The following is a 15,317-nucleotide window of genomic DNA, read 5'->3' as shown; positions in this document are numbered from 1 at the left end:
AGCGTAAAGCTTGGGTAAAGACGGTTTTGTGCCTTCCTGACAATACAGATCCCTTGTAGCAGCTGGCGAGCTCGCGAGCCTGCGTTCGGCCGCGTAGCGGTCGTGAAATCAGACACCGCAGTGCTTCAGGTAGACCGAGTCGATAGGGTTTACGACTGCTTCGCCCGAGCGCGGACCGAGCCGAACGCAGGCTCGCGGGCTCGCCAGCTGCTACAGGGCCGTGTTGGGTTCAGAGGCTGTAGTAATAACCGCGGCTGCGCAGGGCAACGATGCGCGGGCGGCCGTCGGGGTGTGGGCCGATTTTTTTGCGCAGGTTGCTGACGTGCATGTCGAGGCTGCGGTCGTACAGGGTCAGCTTGCGCCCGAGGGCGATCTGCGCCAGCTCTTGCTTGTCCAGCGGTTCGCCGGGTTGCTTGAGCAGGGCTTCGAGCAGGCGACTTTCAGAGACGGTCAGGGTGAACTCCTGTTCGTCGATGCTGACCACGCCACGGACCGGGCTGAAGCACAGGTCGCCGAGTTCCATCTGGCTGGACACCGCTGCCGGATGACTGCGTCGCAGCACCGCCCGCAGGCGCGCGGTCAGCTCTCGGGGATCACAAGGCTTGGCCAGGTAATCGTCGGCGCCCAGTTCCAGCCCGAGGATCCGGTCCAGCGGCTCGCCACGGGCCGAGAGCATCACCACCGGCAGGTCCGGGTGGTCATTGCGCAATTGCTTGAGCAGCTCCAGACCGCTGCCGTCGGGCAGCATCACGTCCAGCACCACTGCTGCCGGCGCAGATTCGGCCAGGGCGCGGCGCGCACTCAGACCGTCGTGGCAAGCGCGCACAACAAAACCTTCCTGGCTCAGCCAACTGCTCAGGAGCTCACACAGCTCCTGATCATCATCAATTAGTAACAGCTCGCTCATGACTCACTCAATTTAGCCATTGCCGACGTGTTCTACGTCCACCACTGGCGAAGATACCGCAGAGCAGGGCCAATAGCGCTACCCCCGCGCCTGTGACGAACCACTGCTGTTGATCGGTCAGCAGGCGCGGCAGCGGGTTTGCCTGGGCTTCCTTGAGTTGCAGCTTGAGGCGCTGATTCTCTTGGCGTAACCGGCCCAGCAAAGCGCTTTCGCGTTCGTTATCGGCATTTTGCAGTTGTTTGTTCAGCTCTTCTCGTTGTCGCTCGCTCTCTTTCAAGCGCTGTTGCAATTCGGTGATCTGGCTTCCGGCGCTTAACGACAGCGGCGTTGAATAGCCTGAGTCCGAGTGCTCTTCGGCGTGGGCGAAGGCCCCGATTGATAACGTGACCAACAGCAGACACAGCGGACCTTGGCGCATCGAAACTCCTGATTCCAATCGAGTGTTGGGCAGGTTGTCGGCCGTTGAACGAGAATAATGAGCAATTGAACACGCGATGAACCGAAGGTTCATCGCGCAGAGGCTGGGTTATGGCAGGACTTGCTTGAACGGTTTGACCAGAACGTTGGCGTAGACGCCTGCCGCGATATACGGGTCGGCGTCGGCCCAGGCCTTGGCGGCTTCGAGGGAGGCGAACTCGGCGACGATCAGGCTGCCGGTGAAACCTGCTGCGCCCGGATCATTGCTGTCGATGGCAGGGTGCGGGCCTGCCAGGACCACGCGGCCCTCGGCCTTGAGCTGTTGCAGCCGCTCGATGTGGGCAGGGCGCGCAGCCAGGCGGTTTTCCAGGGAGTTGGCGACGTCTGTAGCAATAATTGCGTAAAGCATGTCAGTCCTCGGTTTTTGGCGTAGAAGTGTCGGCGTCGTGCAGGTGGCGGGACAGGTAAATGCCCTGGCCGACCAGGAACAGCAGGGTCATGCCCAGGCTGCCGAAGACTTTGAAATCGACCCAATAGTCCTGGAAGGTGAACGCAACGAACAGGTTGGCCGCGCCGCAAAACAGGAAAAAGCCGATCCAGGCGATGTTCAAGCGGGTCCAGACCAGGTCCGGCAGGGTCAGCGCGTGGCCCATGATGCGTTTGATCAGCAACTGGTCGCCGATGAAGTGGCTGCCGATAAAGGCCAGGGCGAACAGCCAGTTGACCACCGGCGCTTTCCATTTAAGGAAGGTTTCGCTGTGGAAAGCCAGGGTCAGGCTACCGAAGACCAGGCAGGCAATGAGGGTCAGCCACTGGCTCTTCTCCAGCTTGCGCTGTTTGATGAACAGCGTGCCGTAGACCACCAGGGAGCTGGTGATCAGCATCGCAGTGGCGCTGTAAATGCCGCCTACGGTCAGTGGATAACCGGCGATGTCGACGACTCGTGGATCGATTTTGAAGACGATGAAAAACAGCAGAAGCGGGATGAAGTCGATGAATTGTTTCACAGTGGCAGCCAGAAGCAGGATGTGGCGGCATAATAACAAACATATTGAGTCGCGAAAGCGCCAGCTGATTTGAGGTTACACAGTCCTGTGAATGTTGATTTGCACTGCCATAGCACGGCCTCCGATGGCGCCCTGGCGCCTGCGGTACTGGTTGCGCGTGCGTTCGAGAAAGGCGTGCGAGTCCTGGCCTTGACCGATCACGACACCCTTGAAGGCCTCGACGAGGCCCGCAGCGCTGCGGTTGCGCTGGGGATGCAACTGATCAACGGCGTCGAATTGTCCTGTACCTGGGGGGGCGCGACCATTCATGTGCTCGGTTACGGGTTCGACGTCAATGCCCCGGCGCTGGTCGAGGCGATTGCCAAATTGCGTGACGGGCGCTGGCTGAGGTCCGAAGAAATCAGCCGCAAGCTCGAACTCAAGGGCATGCCGGGCGCGCTGGAAGGTGCGCGGGCTATCCAGCAGGAGCTCGGTGACAGTGGCAATGCGCCGGCCCGACCGCACTTTGCCGACTATCTGGTCCGTGCAGGCTTCGTCAAGGACCGTGCCGAAGCCTTCCGCAAGTGGCTGGGCGCCGGCAAGCTGGGGGACGTCAAGCAGCACTGGCCGACCCTGGAAGAAACCGTCGAAACCCTGCGCGCTGCCGGGGCATGGGTCAGTCTGGCGCACCCTTGGCACTATGATTTCACCCGAAGCAAACGCCGTCGCCTGATTGCCGACTATATTCAAGCAGGCGGCCACGCAATCGAGGTGGTCAATGGCCATCAGCCGGCCGAGCAGGTTGGCAGCCTGGCTATTCTTGCGCGTGAGTTCGGTCTGCTGGTCAGTGCCGGCAGTGATTTCCATGGACCCGGAGGCTGGTCCGAGATCGGCGAGTACCGCCCACTCCCGGAGGACCTGCCACCACTTTGGTGTCGGTTCAAACATGACCCAGCCGTTATTGCCGTCTGAACAGGTAGACAATGTGAGTCAATTTTTCCAGATTCATCCGGAAAACCCGCAAGCGCGCCTGATCAAACAGGCTGTCGAGATCATCCGCAATGGCGGGGTAGTGATTTATCCTACTGACTCGTCCTACGCCATTGGTTGCCAGATCGGCGACAAGACTGCTGTGGAGCGCGTGCGTCGGCTGCGTCAGCTGGATGAAAAGCACAATTTCGCGCTGATTTGCAGCGACTTGTCACAGTTGGGGCTGTTCGCCAAGATCGACACCGGCACCTTCCGTTTGCTCAAGGCCCACTTGCCGGGGCCGTACACGTTCATTCTCAACGCCACCCGCGAAGTGCCGCGTCTGCTGCTGCACCCGAAGAAGCGCACCATCGGCCTGCGGGTGCCAAGCCATCCGATTGCCCTGGCGCTGCTCGCAGAGCTGGGCGAGCCGCTGATGAGCGTGACCCTGATCATGCCCGGCGACACCGACCCGTTGAGTGATCCGTATGAAATGCGTCAGTTGCTTGAGCATCAGGTCGACCTGATCATCGACGGCGGTTTTGGCGGTATCAAAGCCTCCACGGTGATCAACCTGGCCGACGGCGAGCCAGAAGTGATTCGCGTCGGTTGCGGTGACCCCGCGCCGTTTACGGTTGAGGCCTAGATGTCCGCAGTAGAGCCCGTCGATAGCCAGGCCGGGGCACAGCAAGAGCTGCCGTTCGCCATGGTCTATGGCCAGGCGGTCATGGAAATGCCGCTGGACCTGTACATTCCGCCGGACGCGCTGGAAGTCTTCCTTGAGGCCTTCGAAGGCCCGCTCGACTTGCTGCTGTACCTGATCCGCAAGCAGAACATCAACATCCTCGACATTCCGGTGGCGGAAATTACCCGGCAGTACATGGGCTATGTCGAGTTGATGCAGTCGGTGCGCCTGGAACTGGCCGCCGAGTACCTGGTGATGGCGGCGATGCTCGCCGAGATCAAGTCGCGGATGCTGCTGCCGCGCTCGGCCGAGATCGAAGAGGAAGAGGACGATCCGCGCGCTGAGCTGATCCGTCGCTTGCAGGAGTACGAACGCTTCAAGGCAGCCGCTGAAGGCATCGATGGCCTCAGCCGGGTCGGCCGCGATGTAGTGGTGCCCAAGCTCGATGCCCCGCAGGCGATGGCGCGCAAGTTACTGCCGGACGTGAGTCTGGAAGAGTTGCTGATGTCCATGGCCGAGGTGCTGCGCCGTGGCGATATGTTCGAAAGCCATCAGGTCAGCCGCGAGGCATTGTCAACGCGCGAGCGCATGAGCGATGTGCTGGAACGGCTCAAGGGCGGCGGCTTTGTGCCGTTTGTCGAGCTGTTCACCGCTGAAGAAGGACGCTTGGGTGTGGTCGTGACATTCATGGCGATCCTCGAACTGGTCAAGGAATCCTTGGTCGAGCTGGTGCAGAATGAGCCGTATGCGGCTATCCATGTGCGGGCGCGAGCCGAATAACGAGCAAAATCAATGAATCTGAGTGAACCCCGCGAGCTGGCGCCACTGCTTGAAGCCTTTCTGTTGGCCTCGGGAAAGCCGCAGTCGATGGAACGCCTGTTCGAGCTCTTCGAAGAGGGCGAGCGCCCGGAGCCGCCGGTCTTCAAGAAGGCCTTGGCGATTCTCGCGAAATCCTGCGACGGTCGGGCTTTTGAGCTGAAGGAAGTCGCCTCTGGCTACCGTCTGCAAATTCGCGAGAAGTTCGCGCCTTGGGTCGGACGTCTGTGGGAAGAGCGCCCGCAGCGCTATTCCCGGGCGATGCTGGAGACCATGGCGTTGATCGCCTATCGCCAGCCGATCACCCGTGGCGAGATCGAGGATGTACGCGGCGTGGCGGTCAACAGCCACATCGTCAAGACCCTGCTGGAGCGTGAGTGGATCAGGATCGTCGGTTATCGCGACGTACCGGGCAAGCCGGCGATGTTCGCCACCACCAAGGCGTTTCTCGATCATTTCAACCTGAAGAACCTCGACGACCTGCCACCGTTGGCCGAACTGCGCGAGCTGGAGCCCGAACCGATGCTCGAGTTCGACGACGCACCGGTGCCGCAGAGCCTGCAAGAACTGGCCGATGCCAGCGCCGAGCCGGAAGAACCGAAAGACGAGACCAGTTTCCATACCTTGTTGCTGGAACTGGACTCGATGGAAGAGGGGATCAAGACCGATTTCGACGACTTGCTGCGTGACGGCGCGGTCAGCGACAGCGAGCCGCAATCGCCCGTTGATACGCCTGTAGAGGTGGCGGTAGAGGCCGAGCACCAGGCCGAGGCCGAAACTGAAGAAGTTGAGGATGAGGCTGAAGACGACGTCCTGGGCGTTGCCGAAGCTCGCGAGAAACTCCTCGCAGCCGTCGCTGCACTGGAGCAGCCCAAGCCAGAACCCGAACTGAGCGAAGAAGAAGCCGAAGCCCAGGCCCTCGCCGAAGCGATCGAGAACGAACGCCGCCAATTCGACGACTGACACAAACCCTGTGGGAGCGAGCCTGCTCGCGATAGCGGTGTATCAGACAACATTGATGTCGACTGACACTCCGCTATCGCGAGCAGGCTCGCTCCCACAGTAGTTCAGTGTTGTGATTGATCTGACTCCGTACCACCGGTCAGCGGAAAAACAATTAACCGACCGTTTATCCGCTAGTCTCTGATGCGCGAGCGGCGTCATGCGCGTATGATTCGCGACCCTTCGGCGATCCTTTCGCCCAAAGACCAGATTTCAAATCTTCAGGCCAGGCCTGAACAGACCACACCGGGAGGTGCCCAGATGAGTATCAACGACCAGAAAGACGACCAGGAAATCGGCCCAGCAGGCGAAAAACTGCAGAAAGTCCTCGCCCGTATCGGCGTCGGCTCGCGCCGCGACGTAGAAGCCTGGATCAGTCATGGCCGGATCAAGGTCAACGGCAAAGATGCCACCCTTGGCCTGCGAGTCGACCTGCACGACGCCATCACCATCGATGGCAAGGTGATCAAGCGTGAAGAAGCGGCCGAATCGGTCCGCCGCGTGATCATGTACAACAAACCCGACGGCGAAATCTGCACCCGTGACGACCCGGAAGGCCGTCCGACCGTGTTCGACAAAATGCCGAAACCCAAAGAAGGCCGCTGGATCAACATCGGTCGTCTGGACATCAACACCACCGGTTTGCTGATGTTCACCACCGACGGTGAGCTGGCCAACCGCCTGATGCACCCTTCCTACGAAATGGACCGCGAGTACGCGGTACGTGTACGGGGTGAAGTCGACGACGAAATGATCGAGCGCCTGAAGGCTGGTGTCGTTCTCGAAGACGGCCCGGCGAAGTTCACCGACATCAAGCAGGCGCCAGGTGGCGAAGGTTTCAACCACTGGTACCACTGCGTGGTGATGGAAGGTCGTAACCGTGAAGTTCGACGTCTGTGGGAATCCCAGGGGCTGGTGGTCAGCCGTCTGAAGCGCGTGCGTTTCGGTCCGGTGTTCCTCAACTCTGACCTGCCGATGGGCCGCTGGCGCGAAATGAGCCAGTACGAAGTCGACGTACTGAGTGCTGAAGTCGGTTTGACCCCGGTGGCCATGCCGCAAATGAACGCCAAGAGCAAAGACAAGCTTGAGCGTATGCAGCGCAAGTCGTCGCGCCCGGTCGGCAAGAGCGAGCGCGTGCGGACCCTGCGTCCAGCGACCGGCGCTCCAGCGGCTGCTGGCCCGCGTCCAGCGCGCGAGCCGCAGATCGAAGGCGAGCGTCCGGCTCGCAAGCCTGCACCACGTCAGGATGGCGAGCGCGGTCCACGCACTCCGCGTCCGGCCAACGGTCGCACTGAACGTGGCGAAGGCCGCGGTGCTCCAGCCGGTGGTCGCAGTGATCGCGGTGCGCCGGCAGGTCGTGGTGAGTCGGGTCGCGGTACGCCAGTGGCAGACCGTCCGTCCGACACCAAGCGCCCGGCCAAGCCTGCGCCGAAAAAGCGCCCGGGCATCGTCCTGGTCGACCGTGATGCGCCATCGGGCAAGCGTCGCGGCGCACCGGCCGGTTCCGGCCAGCGTCCTGGCTTTGGTCGTCGCAAGCCGGAATAATCGGTAAGCGCTCCATAAAAAACGCCTACCCCCGGGTTGGCGTTTTTTTTTGCCTCGGCTTTAGTGATGCAGTGTTTTTGAGTCTGTCATCGCGAGCAGGCTCGCTCCCACAGGTGAACGAGATCGTTCAGATAAATGCGCTCAAATGTGGGAGCGAGCCTGCTCGCGATGAGGTCAGTAGCTGCCCCACCATCTTCAGGACTAGAACACAAACCGCCCATCAAACACGGGCTTGTCATCCAGTGCCAACACACCACTGGCGAAGATCAGGTCCAGGTGATGGCTGCCCTTGGCGCCACCGCCCAACCCCAGGTGGAGGCCGCAATGGCGCTCTTCGAAGCCGGCGTTGCGGGCATACAGGTCCTTGACGCCCTCATTGGTGCCGATCCCCAACTCCTCGATGCGTCGGTTGGACGGGTTGGCATCCAGGTATTTGTTGAAGTCATGTTCCAGCCCCGGCACTTGCGTGGCGATTCGGCTGATGGTCGAGTTCTCGATCCACAACTCCAGCGGTGATTCGAGCACACCATATTTGCGGGCGAAGGGAATGGTGCCGAGGAAGGTGCCGACGAACTTTACCTGGCCATTGATGGCTTCGCTGTGGGTGGCAATCTCGCCGGGCGCCAGGTCGAAGTTGCCGACGCCGTTGATATTGGTCCACTTCTTGATGCTGCTCAGCGGTGTTTCGAAGTAAGAGCCATGGCGATCACTGAAGCTCAGGGTGGTGGCCTGGGACATGCGCTGGATCAGATGGCTGTTGAGCCCGGCGATACGTCGTGGTGTGACGCTGAAGGTGTCGTAGAAGTAATCGCCGTAATCCTTGAACAGCAGCGACTTCTTCCAGTGGTCGGCCATGACGCTTTGCAGGGCGCGAACAAAGTCGGGGCCGTCCGGACGCGGGTTGGGCAAGGTCGACGAGTCATAGAAGAAAATGTACAGATCGCAGTCGGCAATCGCCTGCGCCAGGGTTTGGGTTGGTTCGAGGTCCAGGCGCATGGCACTGAAGTGAAATGGCTCGTTGGACGCTTGCTCGATGATCGCGCCGGTCAATGCTTCGTAAGGTTGCGTATGTCCAAGCAAGACCTTGGCCGGACGTACGCCAACGAGGGCAGGGTGGTGTTCGAGGTAGTAAAGGAAATGCGAAATGGCGCGGAGTCTATCCATGAATCCTCCCTGACAGTCAGCGAATAGTGGCAGGTACGACCGGCCGGCGCGTACCTGCCTGGATTTCTTACAAAGGCCACATCGCCGTGCCGAACGGAACGACCGCGTCGGCTTGCATCATTTCAACAGCTGCGTCGTGAGTCGGCGCTTCAAACCACTCGTCCAGTTGCAGTTCGGTTTCCAGGTCTTTATTCATTGCTTGCATAGTGAATCTCCCTGATAGCTTTAAGGTTGAATGGCGGTGCTGTTTTCAGTGCATGAATAAATCATGGCGACTGAAAAAAGTTGCCGCTTACTTGCGGGACTTCACGGTCTGGCAAGTGGTTGGAAACCTAGTTCAGTAGTTTTTAAAATACAATTTAAAATTTAAATTCGACTTTTATGAAATTTTTATTCCGTTTTTCGGTGTCTGTTTTTTCAATAAAAAACAAAATACTAACTTGGTTTCATCGGTAGGAATGGGGCTGCCGTCAATTTGCAGGCGACCTTCAGAAAGATCTGTTGTGGAAAAAATACGTTACGCCTCGTAAAGGAAGATTTACGAAAAGCCGCGTTCTGCGCCATGGATTCGGGTTGATGTGAGGGTTGTAAGGAAAAGCTTCCGATTGGCGCTCGGTAGTGTGGTTTGCAGGGGTCTGGTCCGCTTGTTTCAAGACGGTTTCAGCGGTGAGATGCGCCCATGCCTGTCGTGCAGGTGCATAACAAGAAGGAGGCGCAATGAACGCCGTGAGTCATTTTCATCTCTCTTCGAGGGGCGATTGTTCCATCGCCCCCGTCAACGACCCGCAAAGGTCTGAGCCTTTTTTTGCAGCCGCCCGAACCACTCGAGGCGGACACAGGCAATCCCGGCAAACGACACGCTGATTCAGCGGTGTCTGGCAGCAGGGGGTTACAGGTGTACAATGCGCCGCGTTTTAACTGTGACCTCCCTGCGTAAATGCGCAAACTCAAGGCTATCCGCTTTGTTAACTCCGCCGCGCCACAAGCGTGTCGGGTTCGATTTCGTCACAGATAAAAACAAACAGGTGACGCATGACCAGTAAAAAAACGCTGAACTCCTGGTGCCTGCGCTGGGGTTTGATCCGCGCTGCTTGATCCTGATCCGAGCGGCAACGTCTTAACGAACATTATCAAACCTTGCGTGAGACCCTTTTAATGAGTGGACAAAACTCGCATTCAGGTACGCTTCAACGCGGCCTGAAAAATCGCCATATTCAACTGATCGCCCTCGGTGGCGCGATCGGTACCGGATTGTTCCTGGGCTCTGCCGGTGTACTGAAATCGGCCGGCCCGTCGATGATCCTCGGCTACGCAATCTGTGGCTTCATCGCTTTCATGATCATGCGCCAACTGGGCGAAATGATCGTTGAAGAACCGGTGGCCGGCTCGTTCAGCCACTTTGCGCACAAGTACTGGGGCGGTTTCGCCGGCTTCCTGTCGGGCTGGAACTGCTGGATCCTGTACATCCTGGTGGGCATGTCGGAGCTGACGGCGGTCGGCAAATACGTGCACTACTGGTGGCCGGATGTCCCGACCTGGGTCTCGGCTGCAGCGTTCTTCGTGATGATCAATGCGATCAACCTGGCTAACGTCAAAGTCTTTGGTGAAGCGGAGTTCTGGTTCGCGATCATCAAGGTCGTGGCGATTGTCGGCATGATTGCCCTGGGCAGTTACCTGCTGGTCAGCGGCCATGGCGGCCCGCAAGCCTCGGTGACCAACCTGTGGGAACACGGCGGGTTCTTCCCGAATGGCGTCAGTGGTCTGGTGATGGCCATGGCGATCATCATGTTCTCCTTCGGCGGTCTGGAAATGCTCGGTTTCACCGCAGCAGAAGCCGACAAGCCGAAAACCGTGATCCCGAAAGCCATTAATCAGGTGATCTACCGGATCCTGATTTTCTACATCGGCGCACTGGTGGTTCTGCTGTCGCTGACTCCGTGGGACAGCTTGCTGGTGAGTCTGAATGCCTCCGGCGATGCCTATAGCGGCAGCCCGTTCGTTCAGGTGTTCTCGATGCTGGGCAGCAACACCGCGGCGCACATCCTCAACTTCGTGGTACTGACTGCTGCGCTGTCGGTGTACAACAGCGGCACTTACTGCAACAGCCGCATGTTGCTGGGCATGGCTGAACAGGGCGATGCCCCGAAAGGCCTGGCGAAGATCGACAAGCGCGGCGTACCGGTGCGTTCGATCCTGGCCTCGGCCGCGGTAACCTTCGTCGCCGTGGTGATGAACTACCTGATCCCGCAGCATGCGCTGGAACTGCTGATGTCGCTGGTGGTTGCAACGCTGGTGATCAACTGGGCGATGATCAGCTTCTCGCACTTCAAGTTCCGCCAGCACATGAACCGCACCAGACAAACGCCGCTGTTCAAGGCGCTGTGGTACCCGTACGGCAACTACATCTGCCTGGCGTTCGTGGCCTTCATCCTGTGCATCATGCTGATGATCCCGGGCATCCAGGTCTCGGTGTACGCGATTCCGGTGTGGGTCCTGTTCATGTGGGGCTGCTACAACATCAAGAACAAGCGCAGTGCTCAGCACGCGTTGAATGCTGCGGCTTCTGCTGTGAAGTAACGCAGAAAACAGAAACGACAAACCCGGCCATGTGCCGGGTTTGTTGTTTATGGGGTTCATACAAAACCCTGTGGGAGCGAGCCTGCTCGCGATAGCGGTTTGTCAGTCACATTGATGCTGCATGTGCCGTCGTCATCGCGAGCAGGCTCGCTCCCACAATGGTCTGTCATCTCCTTCAGGCTATTCGGGTATCCTGATGCACCCCTAACGCGGACACGCTTTTCCATGCTGGTGATTTCCAACAACGTGCATCTGCCGGATGCCGAGATCGAATTGACCGCCATTCGCGCGCAAGGCGCGGGTGGGCAGAACGTCAACAAGGTCTCCAGCGCGGTGCACCTGCGCTTCGATATTCCGGCGTCATCCTTGCCGGAGTTCTACAAGGAACGCTTGCTGGCGCTGCGTGACAGTCGGATCACCAGCGACGGCGTGATCATCATCAAGGCCCAGCAATACCGCACGCAGGAAGCCAACCGCGCCGATGCGCTGGCGCGTCTGACCGAGTTGATCCTCAGCGCCACCAAGGTTGAAAAGAAGCGTCGCCCGACCAAGCCGACCCTGGGCTCGAAGAAGCGTCGGCTGGAGTCAAAAACCAAACGCGGCTCGATCAAGGCCGGGCGCGGTAAAGTCGACTTCTAGCTTGCTTCGCGTTCCTCACGATACTTTTCGTTCAGGTGCAGTGGCGACTGTCGGTACAGATAGACGCTGAGCATCAAACCGCTCAAGGCGGCGAGGGCGGCGAACAGGAAAATCGAGGCAAAGCCGAATCCGGCTGCGATGGCGCCCGCCAACGGCCCGGTGATCCCCAGTGACAAGTCGATGAACAGCGAGTAAGCGCCAACTGCCGCGCCACGGCTGGAGGCGGGCACTAGATTCACCGCTTCCACCCCCAGCGCCGGGAACACCAGCGAGAAGCCGAAGCCGCTCAACGCCGCGCCTGCCAATGCCCAGTGTGCGTCTGGGGCCAGCCACAACAGCAACAGGCCAAGGGTTTCGACCGACAGGCAGGCAATCGCCACGCGAAAGCCGCCGAGGCGATTGATCAGGTTACCGAACAGCAGGCGCGCGCCAATGAAACAGGCACCGAACAGGCTCAGGCAGAGCACGGCGTTGTCCCAATGTCGGGTGGCGTAATACAGGGTGATGAAGGTGGCGATGGTCCCGAAGCCGATCGAGCCCAGCGCCAGCCCACAGCCGTGGGGCAGCACCCGCCCCAGCACATGCATGAACGGCAGGCGTTCGCCGGCAACGATCGGCGCCGCGGTTTTCGGCCAGGCCAACAGCAACCCCAGCGCGGCGAGCAACAGAATGCTCACGCCCATGCTCCACAGACCCAAATGATGAACCAGCAGCACGCCGAGCGGTGCACCGACGGCCAACGCGCCATAACTGGCGATGCCGTTCCAGGAGATGACCTTGGCGGTATTGGCCGCACCGACCCGACCGATGCCCCAACCAATCGATCCTGAACCGACCAGGCTTTCGGCGCTGCCCAGCACCAGTCGGCCGATCAGCAGGCTGATCAGGCTCAAGGTCGGCAGGTTTTGCGTCCAGGCCGACAGCAGCATGAACACGCCGCTCAAGCCGCACCCGGCCAGGCCGATCATTACCGCGCGTTTGCTGCCCTGGTTGTCGATGATCCTTCCTGCGTACGGGCGGCTGAGCAGGGTGGCGAGGTATTGCACACTGATCACCAGGCCCGCGATCACCGCGCCAAAGCCCAGGTCGCTGTGCACATAACCCGGCAAAACGGCCAAGGGGATGCCGATATTCAGATAGCCGATGAAGGTAAACAGGACGATGGAAACGACTTGCAGCGTGACCGCCATGGGGCGCTGAGGTTCTGGCATGGGAATGGGTCCACGGGACAGCAGGATAGATAGGCTGCTTATGATACCGGTGGTTGGATGCGCAGAGGGGGAGAAATTGGCGCCGGGTGTCGGTCGTTGTGTTGTCTGGCTGGAATCAGGATTTGGCGGGTGCGACCAGTTGCGTGGTCACCAGTGCGGCGAGGGCGTTTTCCTGGCTGCCGAAGCGGGTCAGGAGCAGGGCTTGTTTCTCGGGTGTCAGGCGATTCCAGACATCGATCATCTTTTCGGCAGTGCCGATCAGTACGCTGGCCTGGCTTTCGGTGAAGGTGTCGCTCATGTGCGGATCCTTGGTTCAGGCTGTGTGGAAAGCGCATGAATTAGCGCTTTCCACACGGTCTGGGTAGTGCTTTTTTCAGTCTTCGCTGTCGGCCTTGCGGCTGCCAGTGGCTTCTTTCGGCTCGGGCTTATGGGCACCGGCTTGTTGCGGGGTTGTCTGCGCAGTTTCGTGCAGGCTTGGGAAGGGGAGATTAGGAATCTCGTGCATGTTGGTTGCTCCTCGCAAGGTCTGTTTTTAAATCGCTGTGTAGATCCGCGCTTTTAAAAAAGCCTGGGCAGGATACAGCAGGGGAGATGACAGGGAGACTATTATCTCCCTTTGTTGCGACGGATGGCCGCAGTGTATTGCACGAGGTCGCAGACGCCGCGACCTGTAGCAGCTGCCGGAGGCGGCGTTCGGCGGCGTAGCCGTCGCAAAACCATTCATTGCGGTGTTTCRGGCAATCCGCGTTGGCAGGGTTTACGACGGCTGCGCCGCCGAACGCAGGCTACGCCAGCTGCTACGGGGGCGTATCAGTCCGTTAGTCTGCGCAGACGTCGGCGATGGCTTGCGCCAGCAAATCCAGGCGTGTGGCATCAATCCCGGCGACGTTGGCGCGACCGGAGCTGACCATGTACACACTGTGATGCTCCCGCAGGTTTTTCACCTGAGCCGGCGTCAAACCGGTGTAGGAAAACATCCCGCGTTGCACGCCGATATGCGCGAAGCGTTCGCCCAAGCCGTGTGGCTCCAGCGCTTCCACCAGGCCCGAGCGCAACTGCGCGATGCGCAAACGCATGGCTTCCACTTCATCGGCCCACAGCTGTTTCAGCTCCGGGTCGCCGAGGATGGTTGCCACCACGGCGGCGCCGTGATCCGGTGGTGTCGACCACAGGTTGCGGGCGATGTTGGCCAATTGGCTGCGGATATCCACCAGCTTTTCGGCATCCTTCGCGCAGACGATCAACGCGCCGGTGCGGTCGCGGTACAGGCCGAAGTTTTTCGAGCAGGAACTGGTGATCAGCAGCTCGGGCAGCTCAGCAGCAAACAATCGCACCGCCCAGGCGTCCTGCTCCAGACCATCGCCAAAACCCTGATAAGCGAAGTCGATCAGTGGCAGCAGTTCGCGGCTGCGAACTACGTCCAGCACACGACGCCAGTCATCGTGGGACAGGTCGAAACCGGTCGGGTTGTGACAGCAGGCGTGCAGCAGCACCACATCGCCCTTGGGAATCAGGTTCAGGGTTGCCAGCATCGCTTCGACATCGAGGCGATTGTCGCTGCCCACGTACGGATAGTGGCTGACCTTGAGGCCGGCGGTGGCGTAGATGGTTTCGTGAATCGGCCACGTCGGGTTGCTCAGCCAGATGCCACGCCCCGGCAGGCAGTGCGCAATGAAGTCGGCGCTCAAGCGCAAGGCGCCGGTGCCGCCCGGGGTTTGGGTTGCGCCGGCTCGCTGCTCGGCGATCAGCGCGGAATCGGCGCCCAGCACCAGCTCATTGATCACTTTGCCGAAAGCCGGGTCACCGTGACCGCCGATGTAAGTCTTGGTGGTCTGACGATCCACCAGGCGCAGTTCGGCAAGTTTCACCGACTGCGGAATCGGGGTCAGGCCCTGGGCATCCTTGTAGACGCCCACGCCAAGGTCGAACTTGCACGGGTTGCTGTCCTGCGCATAGGCCTCCATCAGGCCGAGAATCGGGTCGCCGGGTACTCGGCCGATGGCGTCGAAATGCATTATTTGCGGCCCTCGGCGTTTTTGGCCACTTCGTCAGTGCGCGCGGCCATGATGAAGTCGTTGCGGTGCAGGCCTTTGATCGAGTGGCTCCACCAGGTCACGGTGACTTTGCCCCATTCGGTGAGCAGGCCTGGGTGGTGGCCTTCGGCCTCGGAGATTTCACCCACGGCATTGGTAAAGGCCAGGGCGAATTTGAAATTCTTGAACAGGAAGACTTTTTCCAGCTGCATCACGCCATCGCGAACTTCGATGTTCCAGTCAGGGATCTGCTTGATCAGTACCGGCAGTTCTTCGTCGCTGACTTGTGGGGCATCGGCACGGCAGGCTTCGCAATGGGCTTGGTTCAGAGCGTTCATGGTGTATTCCTGAATTCGGTTCTTGTTA

18 protein-coding genes are annotated in these 15,317 nt (G+C 59.8%); 7 read left to right on the top strand and 11 right to left on the bottom strand.

The genetic code is table 11. From position 1 onward, the window contains the following. Positions 1-229 precede the first annotated feature (229 nt). The 4 genes from AC1DHT_RS12265 to AC1DHT_RS12250 all read right to left on the bottom strand — a co-directional run bounded on the left by AC1DHT_RS12265 (position 230) and on the right by AC1DHT_RS12250 (position 2,331). On the bottom strand, positions 230-907 hold the full coding sequence (locus tag AC1DHT_RS12265) for a response regulator transcription factor (protein WP_019692426.1): 678 nt from the start codon (positions 905-907) through the stop codon (positions 230-232). Positions 908-914: 7 nt separating this feature from the next. Continuing rightward, the gene (locus AC1DHT_RS12260) at positions 915-1,325 is read right to left on the bottom strand and encodes an SH3 domain-containing protein (protein WP_054596256.1); all 411 of its coding nucleotides are present in this window, start codon (positions 1,323-1,325) and stop codon (positions 915-917) included. A gap of 108 nt (positions 1,326-1,433) precedes the next feature. Next, complete coding sequence (locus tag AC1DHT_RS12255; RefSeq protein ID WP_054596257.1) at positions 1,434-1,733, bottom strand: YciI family protein; 300 nt, start codon at positions 1,731-1,733, stop codon at positions 1,434-1,436. Position 1,734: 1 nt separating this feature from the next. Beyond that, positions 1,735-2,331, bottom strand: a complete 597-nt coding sequence (locus tag AC1DHT_RS12250) for a septation protein A (RefSeq protein WP_427539163.1) — start codon at positions 2,329-2,331, stop codon at positions 1,735-1,737. An 87-nt stretch (positions 2,332-2,418) separates the two neighbouring features. On the opposite strand from AC1DHT_RS12250, the gene AC1DHT_RS12245 reads away from it, so the two are divergent. The 5 genes from AC1DHT_RS12245 (at position 2,419) to rluB (ending at position 7,327) form a co-directional block, all read left to right on the top strand. Beyond that, positions 2,419-3,282 (top strand): PHP domain-containing protein, encoded by an 864-nt coding sequence (locus AC1DHT_RS12245; RefSeq protein ID WP_054596259.1) that lies wholly within the window; start codon positions 2,419-2,421, stop codon positions 3,280-3,282. Positions 3,283-3,295: 13 nt separating this feature from the next. Beyond that, the gene (locus tag AC1DHT_RS12240; RefSeq protein ID WP_427529859.1) at positions 3,296-3,925 is read left to right on the top strand and encodes an L-threonylcarbamoyladenylate synthase; all 630 of its coding nucleotides are present in this window, start codon (positions 3,296-3,298) and stop codon (positions 3,923-3,925) included. A 120-nt stretch (positions 3,926-4,045) separates the two neighbouring features. Beyond that, positions 4,046-4,744, top strand: coding sequence for a segregation and condensation protein A (locus tag AC1DHT_RS12235; RefSeq protein ID WP_427539219.1), 699 nt, complete (start codon positions 4,046-4,048; stop codon positions 4,742-4,744). A gap of 12 nt (positions 4,745-4,756) precedes the next feature. Further along, positions 4,757-5,743 (top strand): SMC-Scp complex subunit ScpB, encoded by a 987-nt coding sequence (gene scpB / locus AC1DHT_RS12230; RefSeq protein WP_427539160.1) that lies wholly within the window; start codon positions 4,757-4,759, stop codon positions 5,741-5,743. Positions 5,744-6,043: 300 nt separating this feature from the next. Next, positions 6,044-7,327 carry a 23S rRNA pseudouridine(2605) synthase RluB gene (gene rluB, locus AC1DHT_RS12225; protein ID WP_123583961.1) on the top strand — a complete coding sequence of 428 codons (1,284 nt, stop codon included), beginning with the start codon at positions 6,044-6,046 and terminating at the stop codon, positions 7,325-7,327. 201 nt (positions 7,328-7,528) lie between these two features. Here rluB and AC1DHT_RS12220 read toward each other — a convergent pair whose 3' ends face one another. Then, positions 7,529-8,491, bottom strand: a complete 963-nt coding sequence (locus AC1DHT_RS12220) for a M29 family metallopeptidase (RefSeq protein ID WP_427539155.1) — start codon at positions 8,489-8,491, stop codon at positions 7,529-7,531. 67 nt (positions 8,492-8,558) lie between these two features. After that, positions 8,559-8,696: a hypothetical protein gene (locus AC1DHT_RS12215; protein ID WP_054596264.1), complete on the bottom strand. Its 138-nt coding sequence runs from the start codon at positions 8,694-8,696 to the stop codon at positions 8,559-8,561. Positions 8,697-9,646: 950 nt separating this feature from the next. Here AC1DHT_RS12215 and AC1DHT_RS12210 point away from each other — a divergent pair. Beyond that, positions 9,647-11,068, top strand: a complete 1,422-nt coding sequence (locus tag AC1DHT_RS12210) for an amino acid permease (protein ID WP_427539152.1) — start codon at positions 9,647-9,649, stop codon at positions 11,066-11,068. A 225-nt stretch (positions 11,069-11,293) separates the two neighbouring features. Beyond that, on the top strand, positions 11,294-11,707 hold the full coding sequence (arfB, locus tag AC1DHT_RS12205; RefSeq protein WP_019692415.1) for an alternative ribosome rescue aminoacyl-tRNA hydrolase ArfB: 414 nt from the start codon (positions 11,294-11,296) through the stop codon (positions 11,705-11,707). Here arfB and AC1DHT_RS12200 read toward each other — a convergent pair. The 5 genes from AC1DHT_RS12200 to AC1DHT_RS12180 form a co-directional block, all read right to left on the bottom strand. Beyond that, positions 11,704-12,918 carry an MFS transporter gene (locus AC1DHT_RS12200; RefSeq protein ID WP_427539149.1) on the bottom strand — a complete coding sequence of 405 codons (1,215 nt, stop codon included), beginning with the start codon at positions 12,916-12,918 and terminating at the stop codon, positions 11,704-11,706. The two genes, arfB and AC1DHT_RS12200, sit on opposite strands and share 4 nt — an antisense overlap. A 115-nt stretch (positions 12,919-13,033) precedes the next feature. Beyond that, a complete protein-coding gene (locus AC1DHT_RS12195) occupies positions 13,034-13,216 on the bottom strand; it encodes a hypothetical protein (RefSeq protein WP_019692413.1) in 183 nt (60 codons plus the stop codon). Between the two features lie 75 nt (positions 13,217-13,291). Continuing rightward, entirely contained in the window at positions 13,292-13,423 is a 132-nt protein-coding gene (locus AC1DHT_RS12190; RefSeq protein ID WP_256583854.1) for a hypothetical protein, read from the bottom strand. A gap of 313 nt (positions 13,424-13,736) precedes the next feature. Next, complete coding sequence (locus AC1DHT_RS12185) at positions 13,737-14,933, bottom strand: amino acid aminotransferase (protein ID WP_427539146.1); 1,197 nt, start codon at positions 14,931-14,933, stop codon at positions 13,737-13,739. Beyond that, positions 14,933-15,289, bottom strand: coding sequence for a 4a-hydroxytetrahydrobiopterin dehydratase (locus tag AC1DHT_RS12180; protein ID WP_427539143.1), 357 nt, complete (start codon positions 15,287-15,289; stop codon positions 14,933-14,935). The genes AC1DHT_RS12185 and AC1DHT_RS12180 overlap by 1 nt, the downstream gene beginning before the upstream one ends. Positions 15,290-15,317 lie beyond the last annotated feature (28 nt).

This window comes from Pseudomonas sp. 05N432 (assembly GCF_056396945.1).
This window is presented reverse-complemented; position numbering and strand designations above follow the sequence as displayed.